A 20,077-nucleotide genomic window follows, 5' to 3' on the forward strand; every position below is an offset into this window, starting at 1 on the left:
TTTATTGGGCGAAAACGACGCTGCGCGCTAACGGCGCGGCGGACGGCCAGCCAGGCTCATGCCGGCGAAATCGTTTTGCTCCGCAAACCGTTCCGGCAATGAGAATTGGAATTGGAATGAAAAGGCTGGCGTACTCTATTCAAAGCTTATCAATAGAAATCCCGCTTCGCCAGCCGGGCTTGACGCGTCGGAGGCTCACTCCGAGCCGCGTTTGCGGCGGTCGCGCCAGAAATGAGGCTTGACGCGATCCGGCGGCGGCGGCGCGGCGCCGTCCGGGTTCATCCGCCAGTACGGCGGCGGCGCGCGATGCATCAGCTCCGGCGGCAAATCGCCGTCCTGCACCGCTTCGCGCAGGCGCAAATTGCGCAGGCGGCGCAATTCCTTGCAGTCAGGATCCGGCCGCGCCTGGCAGCGGCGGCTAGGCGCCGGCTCCAGGTCCGGCGGCATGGGGCCGCGCTCCTTCCCTCGCGCCAGGGCCGGCGCGCTGGCGAGCGCTTGCAGCAAGGCAAAGATGAGAAGAATCGGCAACCGCGTCATGAAAGCTGTTTTATCCTGTCGAAGGGGCTGGTAAAGGCCTCCGGATCCCAAGATCCGAGCCGGCGAGGGCGGACAGCATACACCATGCGCCGCCGATGCCAAAGGCATCTCCCCGCGGCCAAACCGCCGGAACGCCTCATTAGGCAGCCTAGACTCGCGGCATGAGGCAGACATGAGCGACAATCGCTGATTTGTTAAGGTGTGTGATCGCGGGAACCGGCTTAACATATCTTCATCAGGCGCGCTGCCGCAGCCCGGGGCCAGCCGCTAAGCTGACACACCGCTCCGAGGAAAAATCGCATGGAACACAATAAGATACTGGTCGTCGACGACGACGCCAAGCTGCGCGAGCTGCTCACCCGCTATCTGAGCCAGCAAGGCTACGCGGTGGAGGCCCTGCCGGACTCCAAGGACCTGGACCGCAAGCTGGCGCGCAATCGTCCGGACCTGATGGTGCTGGACGTGATGATGCCGGGCGAGGACGGACTGGCCGTGGTACGCCGGCTGCGCGCCCAGGGCGAAACCATTCCGGTGATCATGCTCACCGCGCGCGGCGAGGACATCGACCGCATCCTCGGCCTGGAAATGGGCGCCGACGACTACCTGCCCAAACCGTTCAATCCGCGCGAGCTCACCGCCCGCATCCAGTCGGTGCTGCGCCGTCATCACGCCACGCCGGCGCTGGGCGCGCGCCACGACGCCGACGAGGAAGTGAGCTTCGGCGAATTCGTGCTCAATCTGGGCCAGCGGGAACTGCGCAAGGCCGGCCAGCCGGTGACGCTGACCAGCGCGGAATTCGCGGTGCTGTCAGTGCTGGTCAGCCATCCGCGCCGGCCGCTGACCCGCGAGCAATTGATGGAAATGGCGCTGGGCAAGGGCAACGGCGAATCGCTGGACCGCAGCATAGACGTGCATATCTCCCGGTTGCGCAAGGCGCTGGAAAGCGGGGACAGCCAGCTGCGCTTCATCCAGACGGTATGGGGCTACGGCTATGTGTTCGTGCCGGACGGCACGCCGCGGGAGTAAGCGGTGCGCAAGCTGACCGGCTCGCTGTTTTTCCGGCTGGCGGTGCTGGTGGTGCTGGTGGTGCTGACCACCCAGTTCGTCACCCTGTGGATGGCCGCCGGCGAACGCCACAAACTGCTGGACAAGCAGCTGTATTCGCAGACGGTGGACACCCTGGCCTTCCTGGAAGGCACGATGGAGGCGATGACCAACACCGAGCGCGCCGAATTCCTGGCCGGCTATAACCGGCCCGGCCTGCCGCGCCTGCTGCCGATCAACGCCGATCAAGGCGTCAATTTCACCGACTACGTGCCGCGCCTGGGCGAGACCCTGGCGCAGCGGCTGTCGCACGGCCTCAACGAGCCGATAGAAGTGCGCCACGCCCAGATCGACGATCGCAGCGAGCTCTGGGTCAATGTGCACGTGCTGGACCAGGCCTACTGGCTGGTGCTGCCCTTCGGCCGCTACAGCGACCGCCCGATCAACACCATCATGCAGGCGGCGCTGCTGGCCTCCATCGTCGCCAGCCTGCTGGCCTTTGTCGTCGCCTGGCGGGTGACGCGGCCGATCAGCCGCGTGGTGCTGGCCAGCCGGGAACTGGCCGCCGGCACCATGCCGGCCGCGGTGCCGGAGGACGGCCCGCGCGAGGTGAAGGTGCTGGCGCATAATTTCAACCTGATGGCGCAAGCGCTGGACAGCGCCGCGCGCGAGCGCCGGCTGATGCTGGCCGGCCTGTCCCACGATCTGCGCACGCCGCTGACCCGGCTCAAGCTCTCGCTGGAACTGCAGCAGGACAGCCCGGATCAGCACGATATGCTGGCCGACATCGACGAGCTGTCGCAGATCGTCCGCCAGTTCATCGACTTCGCCCGCGCCGAGGAAACCACCCGGCTGGAGCCGGTGGCGCTGGCCGACCTCGCCGCCAGCGTGGTGTCGCGCTTCGCCCGCGAGGGCATGGACGTGCGCCTGAAGCGGCTGGCCGAGCCGGAGCTGCAAGGCGACGGGCTGGCGCTGGAGCGCTTATTGTCCAATCTGCTGGAAAACGCGCGCCGCTACGGCGCGCCGCCGGTGGAGGTCTGCGTCGAACAAGACAACGGCTTCGCCGTGCTCAGCGTGCTGGACCACGGCAAGGGCATTCCGGCCGAGCTGCGCGAAACCGCGCTGGCGCCGTTCGAACGGCTGGCCGAACACCGCGGCACCGACGGCGGCAGCGGCCTCGGCCTCGCCATCGTCAGCCGCGTGGTCAAGCAACACCGCGGCCGGCTGGAGTTCTGCGATCAGGCGGACGGCTTCAAGCTGGCCGTGCATCTGCCGCTGAACGCCGCTTGATAACGCGGTCCGAGCGTCGCCCGTCTACCGGGCGGCGCTCAGCGGAAGCGCAGCATCATCCACAACCCGCCCATGCTCAAGGCCATGCCGCCCAGCTTGCCCAGCGACGGCTGTTCGCGAAACAGCAGATAGCCCAGCGGCAGCAACACCAGCGCGGTCAGCACATTGGAACTGAGCGCCGCGTAGCCGACATGCCAGCCGGCGCGATAGGCCAGCAAAAAGCCCAGTTCGATGCCGACAATGCCCGCCGCCACGCCCAGGCTGCTCCAGTTCAGCGCGGCCAGCCCGCGCTGGCCGCCGCCGGGCAGCCACCACATCCCCAGCACGCACACCAGCATGGCCACGCCGTAACTGACCGCCAATGAAAAGAAAGGATTCGCCGCCTCCGGCACCTGCTTGATCGACAGGTGATAGACGACGGAGCCGGCGACCGCCAGCAATAAAGCCGCGATGAACATGTTTGAACGCCTCATGAGAAATATCCGTCCCTAGGCTAAACTTTCCCGCCGCTTATAGGTAGACTGAAAAATCAGGGCATTGTTATAAGAAAAAATCATGACTGGAGATTTGGACACCGGCTTGCTGCGTGCGCTGATCACGGTGGCGCGCCACGGCAGCATCAACCGCGCGGCGGCGGACTTGGGGCGCACGCAGCCCGCCTTGAGCCTGCAACTGCGCAAACTGGAACAGCACTGCGGCCAGACCCTGTTGCGACGCTCTCCGCGCGGCGTCAGCCTCACCGCGGCGGGGCTGCAATTGCTGCCCTACGCCGAACGCATCGTCAGCCTGACCGAACAGATGCAGCCGACGGCCGCGCCCGCCGCCGCGCGGCGTTGCCGGGTGGGCCTGATCGAGGATGTGATCAGCCGTCATCTGCCGCAGGTGCTGGCCGACTTCGCCGCCACCCAGCCGCAGTGGCAGCTCGAAGTGCGGGTGGCCCTGGAACGGGAACTCAGCCCGGCTTTTCGCCAGGGAGAACTGGATCTGCTGATCGCCAACCCGCGTCAGTGCGGGCTGGAGCGGACGCCGAGCTGGGTGCTGGAATACCCCTTGCAATGGTTGGCGCGCGACGGCGTGAAACCGGAAGCGGAGGTCCTGCCCTTGGTGATGTTCTCCGCGCCTTGCAGCTGGCGCGACGCGATGCTGCGCGCCTTGCACCAGCTTGACCAGCCTTATCGCATCGTCTTCGAAAGCACCAGTCAGCTGGCGGTACAAGCGGCCTTGGAAGCGGGCCTGGGCGTGGGCGCCCTGTTTCCCGACGCCGTCTCCGCGCAGCTGCGGCCCTTGCCGGAACACAGCCTGCCGCCGCTGCCGGCGGTGCCGCTGGCGCTCTACCGCCAGCGCGACGACGACGGGCTGGAATTGCTGTCCCGGCTGTTCTTCCGCGCGCTGGGCCAGTTCGCGGCCTAGGCCGGCTGCAAGCCCGCCATCACCGCGCCTTCCCAGCCTATCAACTCCACCTTGCGTTCCGCGCCCCAGCGGTATTCGCCCAAAGCGCCCTCGGCGCGTATCACCCGGTGGCAGGGAATCAGCCAGGCCACCGGATTGGCGCCCACCGCGCTGCCCACCGCCCGCGCGGCGCGCGGCCGCCCCACCGCGGCGGCGATCTGGCCGTAACTGGCGAAGCCGCCGTAGGGAATGGACAGCAGCGCGCGCCAGACCTGGATCTGGAAATTGCTGCCCTGCACCCGCAGTGCCAGCGGCGCCTGGCCTTCGGCGCGCAGCGGCTCGAACATGGCCGCGGCCACCTCAGCGCCGCCGCCGGGAACATGGCTCAACGCGGCCTTGGGCCAGCGCCGGCTCAGCCAGGCCACAGCCTCTTTCTCGTCCGCGACGAATTGCGCCGCACACACCCCACGCGCGGTCCGCGCCACCAGCACCGGGCCGAAACGGCTGGCTTCCACGCTCCATTCGATCGCCAATCCGGCGCCGCCGTTGCGGTATTCGCCCGGGGTCATCGCCTCCAGCGTCACGAACAGATCGTGCAAGCGCCCGCCGCCGGACAAGCCCAGTTCATGCGATAGCGGCAACAAGGCCTGTCCGCTCAGCCTGGCCTTGGCGGCCTCGCAGGTCAGATGCTGCAAAAAGCGCTTGGGGCTGACGCCGGCCCAGCGGGTGAACAAGCGCTGCAAGCGCGATTCCGACAGGTGCAGCGCGCCGGCCAGCTCGGCCAGCTCCGGCTGGCGCTCGGCGTTGGCCACCAGATAGCGGATGGCGTCGCGAATGCGGCCGTAGTCGCGGTCTTCCTCGAGAATTTCGCCGTGCATGGTCTGCTCTCCATTCGATCACAGCCCCAGCATAAGCAGATCGGGCCGCCGCGGCGACCCGATTCTTGCCCACTTGCGCGCCGCGCCCCTCATATCGCGTGCAGCAAGGAATATTGAATTTCCGACAGGGCCTGCGGCACGCGGATGAAGGAAAGCGGCATGCCCAGCAGCCTGGCCATGTGGGAGGTGGAGAACAGGCCGCACAATTCGTGATGGCCGCTGCCGGGGTTGAACTCCGCCACCAGCGCGTGCTGGCGTCCCATCTGCTTCATCGTCGCCACCATATGGCCCACGCTGGCGTGTTCGATATCGCCCAGGTTCAAGGCTTCCAGCTGCTTGCGCGGCGTCATCACATCGCCCACGCCGATGTCCGCATAGTGCTTGCCGTGTTCCTTCATGCACTGGATGGGCCGCTCGCCCAGCAGATCGGTGGCGGTGATCAGGCCGGCGAACTGTCCGTCGCCATCGTGGACGAACAGCAGCCGGATGCCGTGGCTGATCATTCGGTCGTGCGCTTCGCGCAAGCTGGCGTTCTGATGAATGCCCACCGGATTGATCAGCCGCAAATCGGTCATCACGTCCAAGGCCGGGCTGTTCAGGGTGATAGGCGGGTGCGGGCGCTGATCCAGGCGCACCAGGTCGGTGGTGGACGGCAGGCTCATCGTGGGCAACACGCTGTAGTTGGCTAACATGGTAGCTCCTTGTCTTCTTAGACAGCGGAGTCGATGCGGCGGCGCTTTGCGCCCGTCATATTCGATCTGTCCGCTCGGAAGTTCTCCGACGGCGTGGACCGGCCTGGGGCATGACTGGATTTTGCACGTCCTTCCCGGGCCGGCGGCCTCGGGAGAACCGCGTCGGCGACGCGGCTCTTGTTTGAAGAGTAGAAGAAGGCGCGGCGCAGATCAGCCGGCGAATGATTAATTTTTTCGCAAACGCGGCCGCGGGTCCGTCATTCGTCCCGTTCGGCCCTCAGCTTGCGGCGAAACAGGGCGCTCATGCGCTGGCTGGCGCCGCGATGGGCGCCGCTGAAGGCCAGCGCCGACTCGCGCATCGCCTGACGGCGGCGCTCATCGCCCAGCAGTTCCACGACGGTGCCGATCAAGTCCGCCGCATTGGCCACCTGGCGCGCCGCGCCGGCGGCCAGCGCCAGCGCCGCCGCCTGCTTGAAATTGAAGATGGACGGACCGAACAGCACCGGCACGCCCACGCTGGCCGGTTCGATCAGATTATGACAGCCCAAGGGCAGCAGGCTGCCGCCGACGAAGGCCAGGTCGCCGCAGGCGAAATAGGCGAAGGCCTCGCCCATGCTGTCGCCCAGCCAAACCTGGGTGGCGGCGTCCACCGGCGCGCCGTCGCTGCGGCGCTGCACTTTCATGCCGCGGCTCTCGGCCAGCGCGGCCGCTTCGCCGAACCGTTCCGGATGACGCGGCACCAACACCAGCAGCGCGTCGCCCAACGCTTGGGCCGCGGCCCGCCAGGCATCCAGAATCAAAGCCTCTTCGCCGTCGCGGGTGCTGGCGCAGACCAGGACCCGGCGTCGGCCTATCCTGGACTTGAATGCTTCCGCCAGCGCCAGCTGCGCCGGCGGCGGCTGAATGTCGTACTTGGTGTTGCCGCAGATTTCGATGGATTTAGCGCCCAATTGACGCAAACGTTCGCCATCTTCCGGCGTTTGCGCGGCAACGGCCCTCAAAGCCGCCACCGCGGGCGAAATCAGACCGCTGATTTTCAGATAGCCGTTCAGCGATTTTTCAGACAAGCGCGCATTGGCCAGGAACAAGGGCACCTGCTGCTCGGCCGCGGCGTGAATCAGATTGGGCCACAGCTCGGTTTCCATCAACACGCCCAGGCGCGGCCGGTAGGCGGCGAGAAAAGCTTGCGCGGCTTGCGGATAATCGTAAGGCAGATAACGCACTTCTGCGTCGGGATACAGCTGCAAGGCGGTGGCCCGCCCGGTGGGCGTCATCTGCGTCATCAGCAGCGGCGCGTCCGGCCAGGCTTCGCGCAGCGCCGCCACCAAGGGCTGAGCGGCGCGGGTTTCACCCACCGACACCGCGTGGATCCAGATCGCGCCCTCTGCGCGCGGCTGCAATTGACTGCCGAAACGCTCGTCCCAGTGCTCCAGATAAGCCGGCGCCTTGCGCGCCCGCTTCTTCAGATAGTGCCGCACCAGCGGCGTGGCCAGCAGCCAGGCCCAGGAATACAGTCTGCGTTGCCAGTTCATGTCCAGTCCTTGCGCGCGAACAAGGCTTGCAGCGCCTCGTCCACCGACGGGCACAGCCCTATGCCGCCCAAATTGGTGGCCCACGGCGTTTCCACCACGCCGGTGGCGGCCGGATCGGTATCGGTGTAAATCGCCGCCAAGGGCACGTTCAAGGCATTGGCCAGATGAGTCAGCCCAGTGTCCACGCCCACCACCGCGTTGGCGTGGCCCAGCAGGCCGGCAGCCTCGATCAGGCCCATCTTGGGTGCCACCACCGCGGCCGGCATCCGCGCGGCCAGCCTTTCGGCGCGCTCGCGTTCGCGTTCATTGCCCCAGGGCAGCACCATCACCAGATCATGCTGCATGGACAGGCGTTTGCCCAGTTCCACCCAATGGCCTTCCGGCCACTCCTTGGACGCCTTGCTGGTGGCGTGCAGCAATACCGCGTAGCGGCCGGACAGCACCCAGGCGGGCCGTTCGCCGGCCGGCACCCCGAAACGGGGCTCGCCCTGCGGCTGATAACCGAACACCCGCGCGAACAAGAGCCGGTTGCGTTCTATCGCCGACAAGCTCCAGTCCACCTTGTGGCGCTTATCGTAAAAACAGCTGGCCAGAGACTCGCGCGCGCTGCCCCAGTCGTAACCGGTCAGCGGCGCCTTGGCCCAGCGGGCCGGCAAGGCGCTTTTCAACAGGCCCTGGCTGTCCACCACCAATTCCCAGGGCGTGTCGCGCAGTTCTTTACGCAAAGCCCGGATCTCGCGCCAGGTGGAGGGCAGCCACCAGCGTTTGCGCCAGCGCCGCCCATTCAAGGCGATCACCCTGTCCACCGCCGGATGCAAACGGGCAATGTCGGCGAAAGCCTCTTCGGCCAGCCAACTGATGCGGAAATTCGGGTAATGCGCTTTCAACTCGGAAATGGCGGGCCAGGTGTGGATAAGGTCGCCCATCGACGAGGTGCGCACAATCAGCACATTCATCATGGCGCGCATTGTACCCGAGCATGGCTGTGGTTAACCAAGTAAAATCCCTGCAGTTCAATTGTGGATAAAGCGCTGTGGACAACTGAGCGCGAATTTATCCACAATTTGCAATGCCGCAGCGCACCTAAACTATCCAAAGCCCATCAACAGGACAAGTAACTGAACCCTTTGAAGTTTTTGTCGCTTATCCACAGCAATGGCCGACTATATCAGTTTCATCAATATAAAATTGCGTTAAAGAGTTATCGGTGGCTGTAGCAGCTAGGCAGGTAAATTCACGCCATGCACAAGCAGGTGGGAACAAAGGGGATCGGAGCTGTGGACAAGCAGGGACTTCACCGTTCTCTCAGATTTATCCACAAGTCTTCCGTCTGCAAAACGCAGGGTGAACAACAAGATTCCAACTTGTACAACATGATGAAAACAATGGAAAAAATAGGGTTATCCACAGAAATGGGACGCCTTCTACCAGTTTCTTTAAATTACATATGGGAAAACATATAACAAGATGCGTGCGCGAATTAGCGTGGTGCTAATCACCAAGAATGCGGAAACCTCGCTGGAAAAATGTCTGGACAGCGTGGGCTTCGCCGATGAAATCGTGCTTGTGGATTCAGGCAGCGCCGACAGGACATTGGCGATAGCTTCCGCCTATAAGGCAAAAGTTATCCACCAAGACTGGCTGGGATTCGGTCCTCAGAAACAATTGGCGGTAAGGGCGGCCAGCCACGACTGGGTGCTGTGCCTGGATGCCGACGAGTGGTTGTCTGAAAATTTAGTCAATGAAATCAAAGAACTGCTGGACAATCCACAGGCCACGGCCTTCCAGTTCCCGCGTTGCAACCGTTTCATGGGTCGTTTTCTGAAACACGGAGAAGGCTATCCGGACTGGTCTTTGCGCTTGTTCCATCGCGCTCACGCGCGTTGGTCCGACGATCTGGTTCACGAGTATGTGATCGCCGACGGCCCTGTGCATAAGCTGCGTCACGAGCTGATGCACGAATCCGGCGAAGACATCGCGCTGTATCTGAGCAAGCAGAACCGCTATACCAGCTTGCAGGCGGAACAACTGTTGCAAAGGGGAAAACGTGTGGGTATCGGCAAACTTATCCTCAGCCCGCTGCTGCGCTTCGTGAAGTTCTATTTTTTTCACCGCGGTTTTCTCGACGGCGTCCCCGGTTTGGTCCACATCAGCATCGGTTGCTTCAACAGCTACATCAAATACGCCAAATTGATCGAACTGCGACGGCTGAAGAACAAATAACCGGCTTGCCGGCTATCCCTCCTTATGCCGACAATGTCATTTCCTTGAGCAACTAGGCGAAGACAGATGGTGGAGATCAGGACAATGCGGGCGGCGGACGCCGCCGCCGCGGCGCGGCTATGCCTGGATCTGGGCTATGAAGCGACGGAAGCGGACATCAGCGAGCGTTTCGCCAGGTTGACGACACTGCCGGACAACCAGGTTTGGGTGGCCGAAAGAGACGGCGTCGTGCTTGCTTGGGCGCATTGCCGCGGCGTGCACCTGCTGCAAGCGCCGTCGGCGATAGAGATTGTCGGCATCGTGGTCAGCCCGGCTTGTCAGGGCCAGGGTTTGGGACGGCGTTTGCTCAGCGCTTGCGAAGCCTGGGCGCGGCAACTCGGTTATCGGCATATCCGGCTGCGCTCCAGCGTTCATCGCGTCGAAGCCCATGCTTTCTATCGTCATCTTGGTTATCGGCAACTGAAGACCAGCCACAGCTTTGCGCGGGATTTGAGCGAGGAAGCCGTCCTGCCTTGATGTTTATCCACAGGAGCAATCGCCGATGACGGCTTTTCCCGCGCCCTTGAGGCCAGGCGACCGCATCGCCGTCACCGCTTTTTCCTCCGGCGTGCCTCCGGTCTTGCACGGACAACTGGATCGCGCGCTGCAATGTCTGCGCGATCAGGGCTGGCAAGTGGTGGAGGGCGCTTGCCTGCGCGGCGAATCCCAGGACGCCAGCGCGCCGGCCGCCCAACGTCTGGCGGAGCTCAACCATTTTCTTTTCGATCCGGAGGTTCGCGCCATCCTGCCGCCCTGGGGCGGCGAAAGGGCGATGGAATTGCTGGCCGGCATCGATTTCGCCGCCTTGGCGCGTTTGCCGCCCAAATGGCTGGCCGGGTTTTCCGATATTTCCACCGTGCTGACGCCGCTGACCCTGTTGGCGGGGTGGGCGACCTTGCACGGACCGAACCTCTTCGATCTGGGCAATCCGCAGCGGATGGAAGAGAATTCGGCGCTGCTGCACGCCTTGCGCCACGGTTTGCCGCCTCAGCAAGGCCATTACAAGGCGTTTTGGCGCTGGGACGCTCCGGGAGAGTCTTATCCGTCCACGCTGCGCGTGTTGGGCGCGCAAAGGGCCCGCATGGCCGGCCGGCTGATAGGCGGCTGCCTGGATACGCTGAGCCGGCTGCAGGGCAGCCCTTATTTCGATTTGCGCGCGTTCAAACGGGAACCCGCGCTTCTTTACCTGGAAAACTGCGAGCTGAGGCCTTGCGAGTTGCTGCGCGCGCTGCTGGGCCTGCGCCTGTCCGGCGCGCTGGACGGCTTGAGCGGGCTGGTGTTGGGCCGCAGCGGCGGACCGGACGCCGCGGACGCGAACGCCTTGAGCTACAGCCAGGCCGTGGAAACGGCTTTGGACGGACTGCCGTATCCGGTGGCGGTGGACGCCGATATCGGCCATGTGCCGCCGCAATGGACATTGATGAACGGCGCCTGGGCCGAACTGGAAGTGGACGCGGGCCAGGCTACGCTGCGTTTTGCGAAAGGATGCGCATGAGTTGGCAATATCGTTTGGCCGGGGCGGGGGATGTGGACGCGTTGCGGACGCTGATCACGGAACACGGACCCAATCCGTGGAACTGGCTGCCGGCGGACGGGGTGGAGCGGAGTTTGCGCCAGGTGGCTGCCGGCGAAGCCTGGGCGGCCTTGTTCGAGCGAGACGGCCTGCTGGGGGCCGCCATCCTGTATCGGCTGCACGATGCTTTTCCCCAACACCGGCCGGCCGAGGTGGCGGCGGACGCCGCCGGCTACATCATGGAGGCGGTGGTGCGGCGCGATCAGGCCGGACAGGGCCTGGGCAGCTTGTTGTTGCGGCAGGCTTGCGAGGATCTGGCCGCGCGCGGCGCGCGCTGGGTGACGGCGGACCGCCACGAGGAAAACGCCGCGTCCGGCGGCATGATGCGCAAGGCGGGTTTCGTCGAACTGGCCAGCTTCGACGATTGGGAACGCCGCGCCGGCGGCAGCCGTCGCAGCACGGTGTGCGGACGCATGCTGGGCTGAGCGCTTAAGAACCCGTTGACGGTCTGCGGCGCTGCGGCGGGACTTTAAGCAGGAAGCGTTGAAAACCGCTTAAGAATGCTCGCCTACCGCCTGTGCATTCCGCTTTCTCAGCGCTATTCGTCTTGTCTCGCTCCGGCTCGCGAGATCGTAAACAGGTTCTAAATGCCGTCGTCGGCCGGCAGCGCCGCCGGCGGCGTCGGCAGTCGGGTGAGCAGAATCTTGTCTACCCGGGTCTTGTCCATGTCCACCACTTCGAAGCCGAAGCCGTTCCAGTCGAAACGGTCGGTGACGCTGGGCACCCGGCCCAGCTGGAACATCACCATGCCGCCCAGGGTGTGGATATTGCCGCCGGCTTCGCCCGGCAGCGCCTCGTCTATGTCGAAAAACTCCTTGAAGCGGTCCAGCGACAGCATGCCGTCTATCAGCCAGCTGCCGTCCTCGCGCTGGGCGATGTCGTCGTTTTCGGCGCTGATGGCGGGCATGTCGCCGACGATGGCTTCCAGCACGTCGTTCATCGTCACCAGGCCTTCCAGCTCGCCGTACTCGTCCACCACCAGCGCCATGTGATGGCGGGTCTGCTTGAACTGCTCCAGCAGCTGCATCAAGGTGATCTTGGCGGGCACGTAGAGCGGCTGGGACAGTTCGGCGGCGACGTCGGCTTGTTGCCCGGCCAGCATGCGGTCCAGCACGCGTTTGGCGTGCAGCACGCCGACGATCTGCTCGATGCTGCCGCGGCAGACCGGGAAATGGTTGAAATGGTGGTTTTGCAGCAGGCGGTGGTTCAGTTCGGGCGCGTCGTCCAGATCCAGCGCCACGATGTCCTTGCGCGGCGTCATCGCCGCGGCCACCTTGCGGTTGTCCAGCCGGAAGATATTGGTCACCAGCTCCTGTTCGGCGCGGTCGAACACCCCCTCGTCCGCGCCTTGTTCCATCAGCACCCGGATTTCCTCCTCGGTGATGGACGGATCGCTGCTCTTCTTGGCGCCCAAGAGCCGCAACAGGCCGTCGGTGCAGCGGCTCAGGGCCTGGACCAGAGGCGCGCTGAGCCGCGACAGCAGCAGCATAGGCCGCGCCAGCGCGGTGGCCACCGCCTCAGGATTGAGCAGCGCCAGCCGCTTGGGCACCAGCTCGCCGAAGATCAGCGACAGCAAGGTGATGATGAACACCATCAGCGCCACCGACAGCGGCTTGCTGTAGGGCTCCAGCAAGGGATAGTCCTGCATTGCCCGGCGCAGTTGTTCTGACAGCGCGGCCTCGCCGTAAACGCCGGACAGGATGCTGATCGAGGTGATGCCTATCTGCACCGTGGACAGGAAGCGGCTGGGGTCGTTGGCCAGTTTCAGCGCGGCTTGCGCGCCGCGTTGGCCGTCGTCCGCGCGTTGCAGCAGGCGGACCTTGCGGGAAGAGACGATGGCGATTTCCGCCATGGCGAACAGGCCATTGAGCAGAATCAGGAACAGCAGAACGAGAATTTCCACGGCGAGGACTGGGGCTGAGGAGAGGGAGCCCTAGCTTAGGCCATGACGGCGCGCTGGAAAAGAGTCTAAGAGCCAGTTCAAAGTCTGGCGAGCAAGAGCGAGACAAGAAGGGCGGGCAGGGGAGGGCTGCCCGCCATCCTGCTCAGAACAGGCTGTTCTGCGGCGCCGGCGCGCCCCACTGGACGGCGCCGCGGCCGCGCGACAGCAGCCAGGCGTTGACCTGTGAAAAATGGCGGCAGCCGTGGAAGCCGCGGCTGGCGGACAGCGGCGAGGGATGGGCGGCGTCCAGCACCAGGTGGCGGCTGGCGTCGATGCGTTCGGCCTTGGTCTTGGCCCAATTGCCCCACAGCAGAAACACGCAGCCGGCGCTTTGCGCGTTGACGGCGTCGATCAGCGCGTCGCTGACCATTTGCCAGCCCAGCTTGGCGTGGCTGCCGGCCTTGTCCCGCTCCACGGTGAACACGCTGTTGAGCAGCAGCACGCCTTGTTGCGCCCAGTGGGTCAGGTCGCCGCTATTGGGCACGCCGCAGCCCAGATCCGCGGCCAGCTCCTTGTACAGATTGCGCAGGCTGGGCGGCACCCGCACGCCGGGGGGCACGGAAAACGACAAGCCCATCGCCTCGCCGTCGCCGTGGTAGGGGTCTTGCCCCAGGATCACCACGCGTACATCGGCCGGCGCGGTGAAGGTCAGCGCGTTGAAAGTCAGCGGCGCGGGGGGAAAGAGGATTTTGCCCTGCGCTTGCTGAGTTTGCAGTTCCCGGTCTATGCCGGCCAATTGCTGTTGAATGACCGGCGTTGACAGCACTTTCTCCCAGTCGGGATGAACTCGGGCCAGGGCGGGAGACAGGTAAGACAATGCTTGCATGGAAAATTACGGCTCTTGCTATCGTGTGGGGGATTGGAATCCGGCAGACCGGTTTCGTTCCATGAAAAAGCCGTTCCCACGGGAACGGCTGGCGATGACGGCGCGCGGCGGCTAAGTCAGTAGCGCGCCATTTGCGGGTCCACTTCCGCGGCCCAGGCTTCCACGCCGCCGGCCAGGCTCAGTACCTGTTCGAAGCCGGCGTCCAGCAGGAAACGCGCCACGTGCGCGCTGCGCACGCCGTGGTGGCAGATCACCACGATGGGCGCGTCCGGCAGCTCGCTCATGCGCAGCGGAATCAGATTCATCGGGATGTGCCGCGAGCCGGGAATCATGCACAGCTGCACTTCCCACGCTTCGCGCACGTCCAGCAGCACCGGCGGTTCCGCGGTGGTGTCGGCCAGCGCCGCCGCCAGATCGCGGGCGCGGATTTCCTGAACCATCAAAACGCGAAGCGTTCCGGCTCTACCGCTTCCGCCTTGGCCAGGCGGGCGATACAGGTTTCGAACAGGCCGGTTTCGCTGAAGCTGGCTTCGGTTTCGCGCTTGATCAGCTTGCAGGTCATCACCGGCAGATCGCCCGCCACCATGATCAGACGGCCGCCCACGGCCAGCTGGTCTTTCAGTTCCTGTGGCACCACCGGCAGCGAGCCGCCGACCACGATCACGTCGAAGGGCGCTTGTTGCGGCAGGCCCAGCACGCCGTCGCCTTCCACCAGGGTCACGTTGGCGATGCCGGCCTGTTTCAGGTTGGCGGCCGCGGCTTCGCGCTGGGCGGGGTCGATTTCCACGCTGTAGACATGCTGGCCCTGCTTGGCCAGCAGCGCGGTCAGATAGCCGCTGCCGGTGCCGATTTCCAGGATCTTGTCCTTGGCTTGGATGGCTGCGTCCTGAACCAGGCGCGCTTCCATTTTGGGCTGCAGCATGAAGCTGCCGTTGGGCAGCGGCAGTTCGGTGTCGACAAAGGCCAGGCTGCGTTTGTCGGCGGCGACGAACTGCTCGCGTTTCACGTGAAACAGCAGGTCCAGCACGTTCGTGTCAAGTACGTCCCACGGACGAATCTGCTGCTCGACCATGTTGAAACGGGCATTCTCAAAATCCATCAGCTCACTCCGGAGGGGCTTGCCGCCGAGTGAAAAAAGCGGCGGCGTGTCATGACGATAACTTGCGATTATCCCACATTTGCCGTACCTTCACAGCATCGCTAGGGGTCCTGCGCGACGGTCGGCAAGATGATCCATATCCTTGAAAGGATAGGATAATCGTTAAAGATTGTTGCGCGGGTGAGAAACACCCTTGGAACCTGACCCGGATAATACCGGCGTAGGGAAGCGTCAGCTGCCTTCGGCCCGGCATTGTCTTGTCGGACCGGCCCGCAGCCCGCCCAAGCGGCGGTCCGCTCCTTGCGCCATTCATCGACCAGGAGAATCGCCCGATGAACGCGCCCGCAACACCCAATCAAGCCATGGTGGTGGACACCGCCGCCATCCAGCCCTTGCCCAATTCCCGCAAGATCCACGTCGCCGGCAGCCGGCCGGACATCCGCGTGCCCATGCGCGAGATCAGCCAAAGCGACACGCCCACTCAGTTCGGCGGCGAGGCCAACCCGCCCATCACCGTCTACGACACCAGCGGCCCGTATACCGATCCGGACGCCCGCATCGACATCCAGAGCGGGCTGCCGCCGCTGCGCGCCGGCTGGATCGCCGAGCGCGGCGACTGTGAGCAGCTGGCCGGCCTGTCCAGCGAATACGGCCGCGTCCGCGAGGCCGACCCCAAGCTGGCCGAGCTGCGTTTCAACCTGACGCGCCAGCCGCGGCGGGCGCTGCCGGGCCGCAATGTCAGCCAGATGCATTACGCGCGCCGCGGCGTCGTCACGCCGGAAATGGAGTTCGTCGCCATCCGCGAGAACCTGCGTCGCCGCGAATACCTGGACGCGCTGCGCGCAGCCGGCGGCAAGAACAGCCGGCTGGCGGAACTGATGACGCGCCAGCATCCCGGCCAGGCTTACGGCGCGGCGCTGCCGGAGGAGATCACGCCGGAATTCGTGCGCGCCGAGATCGCCGCCGGCCGCGCCATCCTGCCGGCCAATATCAATCACCCCGAATCCGAGCCCATGATCATAGGCCGCAATTTTCTGGTCAAAATCAACGGCAATATCGGCAATAGCGCGGTAACGTCTTCGATCAGCGAAGAAGTGGACAAGATGACCTGGGGCATACGCTGGGGCGCGGACACCATCATGGACTTGTCCACCGGCAAGAACATCCATGAAACCCGCGAATGGATCATCCGCAATTCGCCGGTGCCCATCGGCACCGTGCCCATTTATCAGGCGCTGGAAAAAGTGGGCGGCAAGGCCGAGGACCTGAACTGGGAAATCTTCCGCGATACGCTGATTGAACAGGCCGAGCAGGGCGTCGATTACTTCACCATCCACGCCGGCGTATTGCTGCGCTATGTGCCGATGACCGCCGGCCGCATGACCGGCATCGTGTCGCGCGGCGGCTCCATCATGGCCAAATGGTGTCTGGCCCATCACCGCGAAAACTTCCTCTACACCCATTTCGAGGACATCTGCGAAATCATGAAGGCCTACGACGTGGCCTTCAGCCTGGGCGACGGCCTGCGGCCGGGCAGCGTCTGGGACGCCAACGACGAGGCGCAGCTGTCGGAATTGAAGACTCTGGGCGAGCTGACCGCCATCGCCTGGAAACACGATGTGCAGGTGATGATAGAGGGCCCCGGCCACGTGCCCATGCAGCTGATCAAGGAGAATATGGACAAGGAGCTGGAGTGGTGTCACGAGGCGCCGTTCTACACCCTGGGGCCGCTGACCACCGACATCGCGCCCGGCTACGACCACATCACCTCGGCGATAGGCGCGGCGCAAATAGGCTGGTACGGCACCGCGATGCTGTGCTACGTCACCCAGAAGGAACACCTGGGCCTGCCGGACAAGAACGACGTCAAGGAAGGCATCATCACCTATAAGCTGGCCGCGCACGCGGCCGACCTGGCCAAGGGGCACCCCGGCGCGCAGATCCGCGACAACGCGCTGTCCAAGGCGCGTTTCGAATTCCGCTGGGAAGACCAGTTCAACCTGGGCCTGGATCCGGACAAGGCGCGCGCCTTCCACGACGAGACCCTGCCCAAGGACAGCGCCAAGGTCGCGCATTTCTGCAGCATGTGCGGTCCGCATTTCTGCAGCATGAAGATCACCCAGGACGTGCGCGAATACGCGGCCAAGCAGGGCATCAGCGATCAGGACGCGCTGGCGCGGGGGATGGAGGTCAAGTCGGTGGAGTTTCTGAAGGGCGGCTCCAAGCTTTACGACAAGGTGTGAGCCCGGAGTCAGGAGAAAACGGCGGCCGCGGCCGCCTTTTTTCATGGCGCAAGGGCCGGCGGCGGCGGCGGCGATTCGGGTCTATCATCAGACATCCCCTCATAGGAGAAGCGTCATGGACACCAGCGAGCATTCCCTGTCCGGGCTGTTCCGCCAGTTGGGCCTGGCGGACGAGCCCGCCGCCATCCGCGCCTTCATCGCCAGCCATCCCTTGCCGCGGAACGCGGTGCTGGCCGACGCGCCGTTCTGGACGCCGGCGCAGGCGGATTTTCTGCGTCAGGCCTTGGCCGAGGACGCGGACTGGAGCGAGGAGGTGGATGAGCTGGCGGTGTTGTTGCAGCTGGGCTAGGGTTTCAACGCGCGCAGCAGCCCCCGCACCGTATTGGCGGCATTGTCGGCGGCGATCTGCATGAAGGTGTCCATTTCATTGGCGTGTTCGCTGCCGCCGGCCAGATCGGACAGGCTGCGGAAGGCGATGAAGGGCACGCGGTTGGCGTGCGCCACCTGGGCCACCGCCGCGGTTTCCATATCCACCACCTGGGCCTGATAAGTCTTGGCCAGGTAATCGCGGTAGCCGGCGTTGTCCATGAAGATGGGGCCGGACAGGCCGTTGCCGCCGGCGACGATGCGCGGCGGCGCGGACAGGCAGCGCTGAGCGGCGTCGCAGCCGCGCAGGGTGTCCGCCGGCAAGTTCTTGGCCAGCCGCAGCAGTTCCGGGTCCACCTCGAACCAGAAGCGGGTTTCGCTGCCGCCGTCGGCGGTGGCCAGCTTGACGTCTCGCGGGTGGATCATGCCGTAGTGGGCGCGCGCGGCCGGGTCCGCGTACGGCGGCGGCGCGTAGCGGCCGGGCGCGGTTTCTCGCGCGTAGATGGCTTCAGCGTAATTGCCCCAGCGCCGCGGCACCGCCACGTCGCCGATGCGCAAGCGGTCGTCCACGCCGCCGGCGATGCCGCTGAACACGATGCGGCTCACATTGAAGCGGTCCAGCGCCAGCTGGGCGTTCATCGCCGCATTGCTCATGCTGACCCCGCTCATGAACAGCAGCACCGGCCGGCCTTCCAGTTGCGCGGTGGTGAAACGCACGCCGTTGACGCGGTATTCGCGTTTATCGACGGCCTGGTTCAGCAGCAGGGTTTCCTCCGGACCGAAAGCCGAAACCACGGCGGTGCGCGGCGCCGCGTCCAGAACGGGGGCGGCGTGGACGGCGGCGCTCAGCGCCAGCAGCGCGCCAACTAACTGAACCTTGAATGCTTTCATGACGAAAATCCGGATGGAAATGGAATCGCGCCATGATAAACGGTTTTCGCGTCGAAACCGCGCATCAAGTCAGCAAGAATCGGAATGCCAAACGGGTTGATCGGCCTGAAACTGAAGCTGTCGCCGCGCCGAAGACCGGCGCGGGCCTCATTCACTTTCAGGAGGAAACCCAATGGACGCATTGATCAATAAAACCGCCATCGTCACCGGCGCCAGTTCCGGCATCGGCATGGCGGCGGCCAGGCTGTTCGCGAGCGAAGGCGCGCGCGTGGTGCTGGTGGCGCGGCGCGCGGCCAAGCTGGATCGGCTGGTGTCGGAAATCGTGGCCGGCGGCGGTCAGGCGGCGGCTCTGGCCGGCGATCTGACCTCGGAGGATTGCGCGCGGGAGGCGGTGGAGCTGGCGCTGGATAGATTCGGCGGCCTGGACGTCGCCTTCAACAACGCCGGCAGCCTGGGCGCGCTGGGCAGCCTGGACCAGGTGTCGCTGGACGGCTGGCGCGAGACGCTGGACAGCAATCTGAGCAGCGCCTTTCTGTGCGCCAAGCACCAACTGCCGGCCTTGTTGCGCAGCGGCGGCGGATCGATGATCTTCACCTCGTCCTTTGTCGGCCACGCCATCGGCTTTCCCGGCATGGCCGCTTACGCGGCCAGCAAGGCGGGGCTGGTGGGGCTGGCGCGCACGCTGGCGGCGGAATACGGAGCACGGGGCCTGCGCGTCAACGCCTTGTTGCCGGGCGGCACCGACACCGAGATGGGCCGCGCCGCGGCGGCGACGCCGGAGCAACGCGAGGCGGTGGCCGGCCTGCACGCGCTCAAGCGCATGGCCGCGCCGGAGGAGATCGCGCGGGCGGCCTTGTTCCTGGCGTCGGACGCGTCCAGCTTCGTCACCGGGACCACCTTGTTCGTCGACGGCGGCGTGTCCATCGGCAAGCTGTGATCAGAAGCGGGCCACCATCTTGCGCTTCACCGTGTAATCCGGCCGCAGGCTGGCTTCGCTGTCCATGAAGTAACGGTTGCTGTCCAGCAGGAAGTGCGGGTCGTTCAGCTCTTCCGGATCGGCCCAGTCGCATAGCAGGTGATAGAGCGCCTGCGCGCTGTGGCAGCGTTCCAGCGCCTGACGGAACGGCCGTTCCGCGAACATGCGCGCGCAGCTGGCCAAAATATGCAGATGAGCCTCGCGGCTTTGCCGCGGCAGGAGCAGCACCAGCGCGGTATGTACCGCTTGTTGGTCCGGGGCGTCGAAGGCGATGGGGGTTTGCAGCCGCAGCAGCAGCGCGCGGGCTTCCGTCAGGCCCTCGATGCGGGCGTGCGGCAGCGCGAGGCCGTGGCCGAGCGCGGTGCTGCCGGCCTGTTCGCGCTCATGCAGCGCGGCGGCCAGCGTCGGGCGGTGCAGGGCGTGGCGCTGGGCCAGCTGGGAGGCGGCGTGTTCCAGCAGCGCGGCCTTGTCGGCCAGGGTTTGATTGAGCAGGATGTCTTGCGGGCCGCAGAGGTCGGGCAGGGTCAGCATGGCGGA

22 protein-coding genes and 1 riboswitch are annotated in these 20,077 nt (G+C 65.0%); of the genes, 10 read left to right on the forward strand and 12 right to left on the reverse strand.

Annotated elements, in window-relative coordinates:
- Positions 1–195: 195 nt before the first annotated feature.
- Entirely contained in the window at positions 196–537 is a 342-nt protein-coding gene (locus HQN78_RS18805) for a hypothetical protein (protein WP_227105936.1), read from the reverse strand.
- Positions 538–837: 300 nt separating this feature from the next.
- Here HQN78_RS18805 and ompR point away from each other — a divergent pair, with 300 nt between their 5' ends.
- Entirely contained in the window at positions 838–1,563 is a 726-nt protein-coding gene (ompR, locus tag HQN78_RS18810; protein ID WP_043636475.1) for a two-component system response regulator OmpR, read from the forward strand.
- Positions 1,564–1,566: 3 nt separating this feature from the next.
- Complete coding sequence (locus HQN78_RS18815; protein ID WP_107801364.1) at positions 1,567–2,871, forward strand: ATP-binding protein; 1,305 nt, start codon at positions 1,567–1,569, stop codon at positions 2,869–2,871.
- 38 nt (positions 2,872–2,909) lie between these two features.
- Here the strand turns inward: HQN78_RS18815 and HQN78_RS18820 are convergent, their stop codons facing one another.
- On the reverse strand, positions 2,910–3,344 hold the full coding sequence (locus HQN78_RS18820) for a hypothetical protein (RefSeq protein ID WP_227105935.1): 435 nt from the start codon (positions 3,342–3,344) through the stop codon (positions 2,910–2,912).
- An 82-nt stretch (positions 3,345–3,426) separates the two neighbouring features.
- On the opposite strand from HQN78_RS18820, the gene HQN78_RS18825 reads away from it, so the two are divergent.
- Positions 3,427–4,281 carry a LysR family transcriptional regulator gene (locus HQN78_RS18825; RefSeq protein WP_107801362.1) on the forward strand — a complete coding sequence of 285 codons (855 nt, stop codon included), beginning with the start codon at positions 3,427–3,429 and terminating at the stop codon, positions 4,279–4,281.
- Here HQN78_RS18825 and HQN78_RS25715 read toward each other — a convergent pair.
- From HQN78_RS25715 to waaC, 4 genes are all read right to left on the reverse strand, one after another.
- Positions 4,278–5,138, reverse strand: coding sequence for a methylated-DNA--[protein]-cysteine S-methyltransferase (locus HQN78_RS25715; protein ID WP_107801361.1), 861 nt, complete (start codon positions 5,136–5,138; stop codon positions 4,278–4,280). The genes HQN78_RS18825 and HQN78_RS25715 overlap by 4 nt on opposite strands.
- 89 nt (positions 5,139–5,227) lie before the next feature.
- The gene (locus HQN78_RS18840) at positions 5,228–5,830 is read right to left on the reverse strand and encodes a CBS domain-containing protein (protein ID WP_107801360.1); all 603 of its coding nucleotides are present in this window, start codon (positions 5,828–5,830) and stop codon (positions 5,228–5,230) included.
- 257 nt (positions 5,831–6,087) lie between these two features.
- Complete coding sequence (waaA, locus tag HQN78_RS18845; RefSeq protein WP_107801359.1) at positions 6,088–7,362, reverse strand: lipid IV(A) 3-deoxy-D-manno-octulosonic acid transferase; 1,275 nt, start codon at positions 7,360–7,362, stop codon at positions 6,088–6,090.
- Entirely contained in the window at positions 7,359–8,318 is a 960-nt protein-coding gene (waaC, locus tag HQN78_RS18850; protein ID WP_107802083.1) for a lipopolysaccharide heptosyltransferase I, read from the reverse strand. The genes waaA and waaC overlap by 4 nt, the downstream gene beginning before the upstream one ends.
- 529 nt (positions 8,319–8,847) lie before the next feature.
- Between waaC and HQN78_RS18855 the strand changes: the two genes are divergently transcribed.
- The 4 genes from HQN78_RS18855 (at position 8,848) to HQN78_RS18870 (ending at position 11,622) form a co-directional block, all read left to right on the forward strand.
- On the forward strand, positions 8,848–9,585 hold the full coding sequence (locus tag HQN78_RS18855; protein ID WP_235085536.1) for a glycosyltransferase family 2 protein: 738 nt from the start codon (positions 8,848–8,850) through the stop codon (positions 9,583–9,585).
- 66 nt (positions 9,586–9,651) lie between these two features.
- Positions 9,652–10,101: a GNAT family N-acetyltransferase gene (locus HQN78_RS18860; RefSeq protein ID WP_235085538.1), complete on the forward strand. Its 450-nt coding sequence runs from the start codon at positions 9,652–9,654 to the stop codon at positions 10,099–10,101.
- 25 nt (positions 10,102–10,126) lie between these two features.
- Complete coding sequence (locus HQN78_RS18865) at positions 10,127–11,119, forward strand: S66 peptidase family protein (protein ID WP_235085540.1); 993 nt, start codon at positions 10,127–10,129, stop codon at positions 11,117–11,119.
- Positions 11,116–11,622, forward strand: coding sequence for a GNAT family N-acetyltransferase (locus tag HQN78_RS18870; protein WP_227105926.1), 507 nt, complete (start codon positions 11,116–11,118; stop codon positions 11,620–11,622). The genes HQN78_RS18865 and HQN78_RS18870 overlap by 4 nt, the downstream gene beginning before the upstream one ends.
- A 158-nt stretch (positions 11,623–11,780) precedes the next feature.
- Here the strand turns inward: HQN78_RS18870 and HQN78_RS18875 are convergent, their stop codons facing one another.
- The 4 genes from HQN78_RS18875 to HQN78_RS18890 form a co-directional block, all read right to left on the reverse strand.
- Positions 11,781–13,100 (reverse strand): hemolysin family protein, encoded by a 1,320-nt coding sequence (locus HQN78_RS18875; RefSeq protein ID WP_107801355.1) that lies wholly within the window; start codon positions 13,098–13,100, stop codon positions 11,781–11,783.
- 142 nt (positions 13,101–13,242) lie between these two features.
- Positions 13,243–13,965, reverse strand: a complete 723-nt coding sequence (locus HQN78_RS18880) for a uracil-DNA glycosylase (RefSeq protein ID WP_227105924.1) — start codon at positions 13,963–13,965, stop codon at positions 13,243–13,245.
- A 116-nt stretch (positions 13,966–14,081) separates the two neighbouring features.
- On the reverse strand, positions 14,082–14,405 hold the full coding sequence (locus tag HQN78_RS18885) for a rhodanese-like domain-containing protein (protein WP_227105922.1): 324 nt from the start codon (positions 14,403–14,405) through the stop codon (positions 14,082–14,084).
- The gene (locus HQN78_RS18890; protein ID WP_107801352.1) at positions 14,405–15,064 is read right to left on the reverse strand and encodes a protein-L-isoaspartate O-methyltransferase; all 660 of its coding nucleotides are present in this window, start codon (positions 15,062–15,064) and stop codon (positions 14,405–14,407) included. Before HQN78_RS18890 ends, HQN78_RS18885 begins: the two co-directional genes overlap by 1 nt.
- A gap of 93 nt (positions 15,065–15,157) precedes the next feature.
- A riboswitch (TPP riboswitch) is annotated at positions 15,158–15,308 on the forward strand.
- 118 nt (positions 15,309–15,426) lie between these two features.
- Between HQN78_RS18890 and thiC the strand changes: the two genes are divergently transcribed.
- Positions 15,427–17,307 (forward strand): phosphomethylpyrimidine synthase ThiC, encoded by a 1,881-nt coding sequence (gene thiC / locus HQN78_RS18895; RefSeq protein WP_235089869.1) that lies wholly within the window; start codon positions 15,427–15,429, stop codon positions 17,305–17,307.
- A gap of 115 nt (positions 17,308–17,422) precedes the next feature.
- Positions 17,423–17,656: a DUF2789 domain-containing protein gene (locus HQN78_RS18900; protein ID WP_107801350.1), complete on the forward strand. Its 234-nt coding sequence runs from the start codon at positions 17,423–17,425 to the stop codon at positions 17,654–17,656.
- Here HQN78_RS18900 and HQN78_RS18905 read toward each other — a convergent pair.
- A complete protein-coding gene (locus HQN78_RS18905; RefSeq protein WP_235085542.1) occupies positions 17,653–18,564 on the reverse strand; it encodes a 5'-methylthioadenosine/S-adenosylhomocysteine nucleosidase in 912 nt (303 codons plus the stop codon). The two genes, HQN78_RS18900 and HQN78_RS18905, sit on opposite strands and share 4 nt — an antisense overlap.
- Positions 18,565–18,736: 172 nt before the next feature.
- On the opposite strand from HQN78_RS18905, the gene HQN78_RS18910 reads away from it, so the two are divergent.
- Positions 18,737–19,501: an SDR family oxidoreductase gene (locus HQN78_RS18910; RefSeq protein WP_235085544.1), complete on the forward strand. Its 765-nt coding sequence runs from the start codon at positions 18,737–18,739 to the stop codon at positions 19,499–19,501.
- On the opposite strand, the gene HQN78_RS18915 is transcribed toward HQN78_RS18910, so the two are convergent.
- Complete coding sequence (locus HQN78_RS18915) at positions 19,502–20,071, reverse strand: PTS sugar transporter subunit IIA (RefSeq protein WP_107801347.1); 570 nt, start codon at positions 20,069–20,071, stop codon at positions 19,502–19,504.
- Positions 20,072–20,077 lie beyond the last annotated feature (6 nt).

It is taken from the genome of Chromobacterium sp. Beijing (assembly GCF_021496765.1).
Lineage (GTDB): Bacteria > Pseudomonadota > Gammaproteobacteria > Burkholderiales > Chromobacteriaceae > Chromobacterium.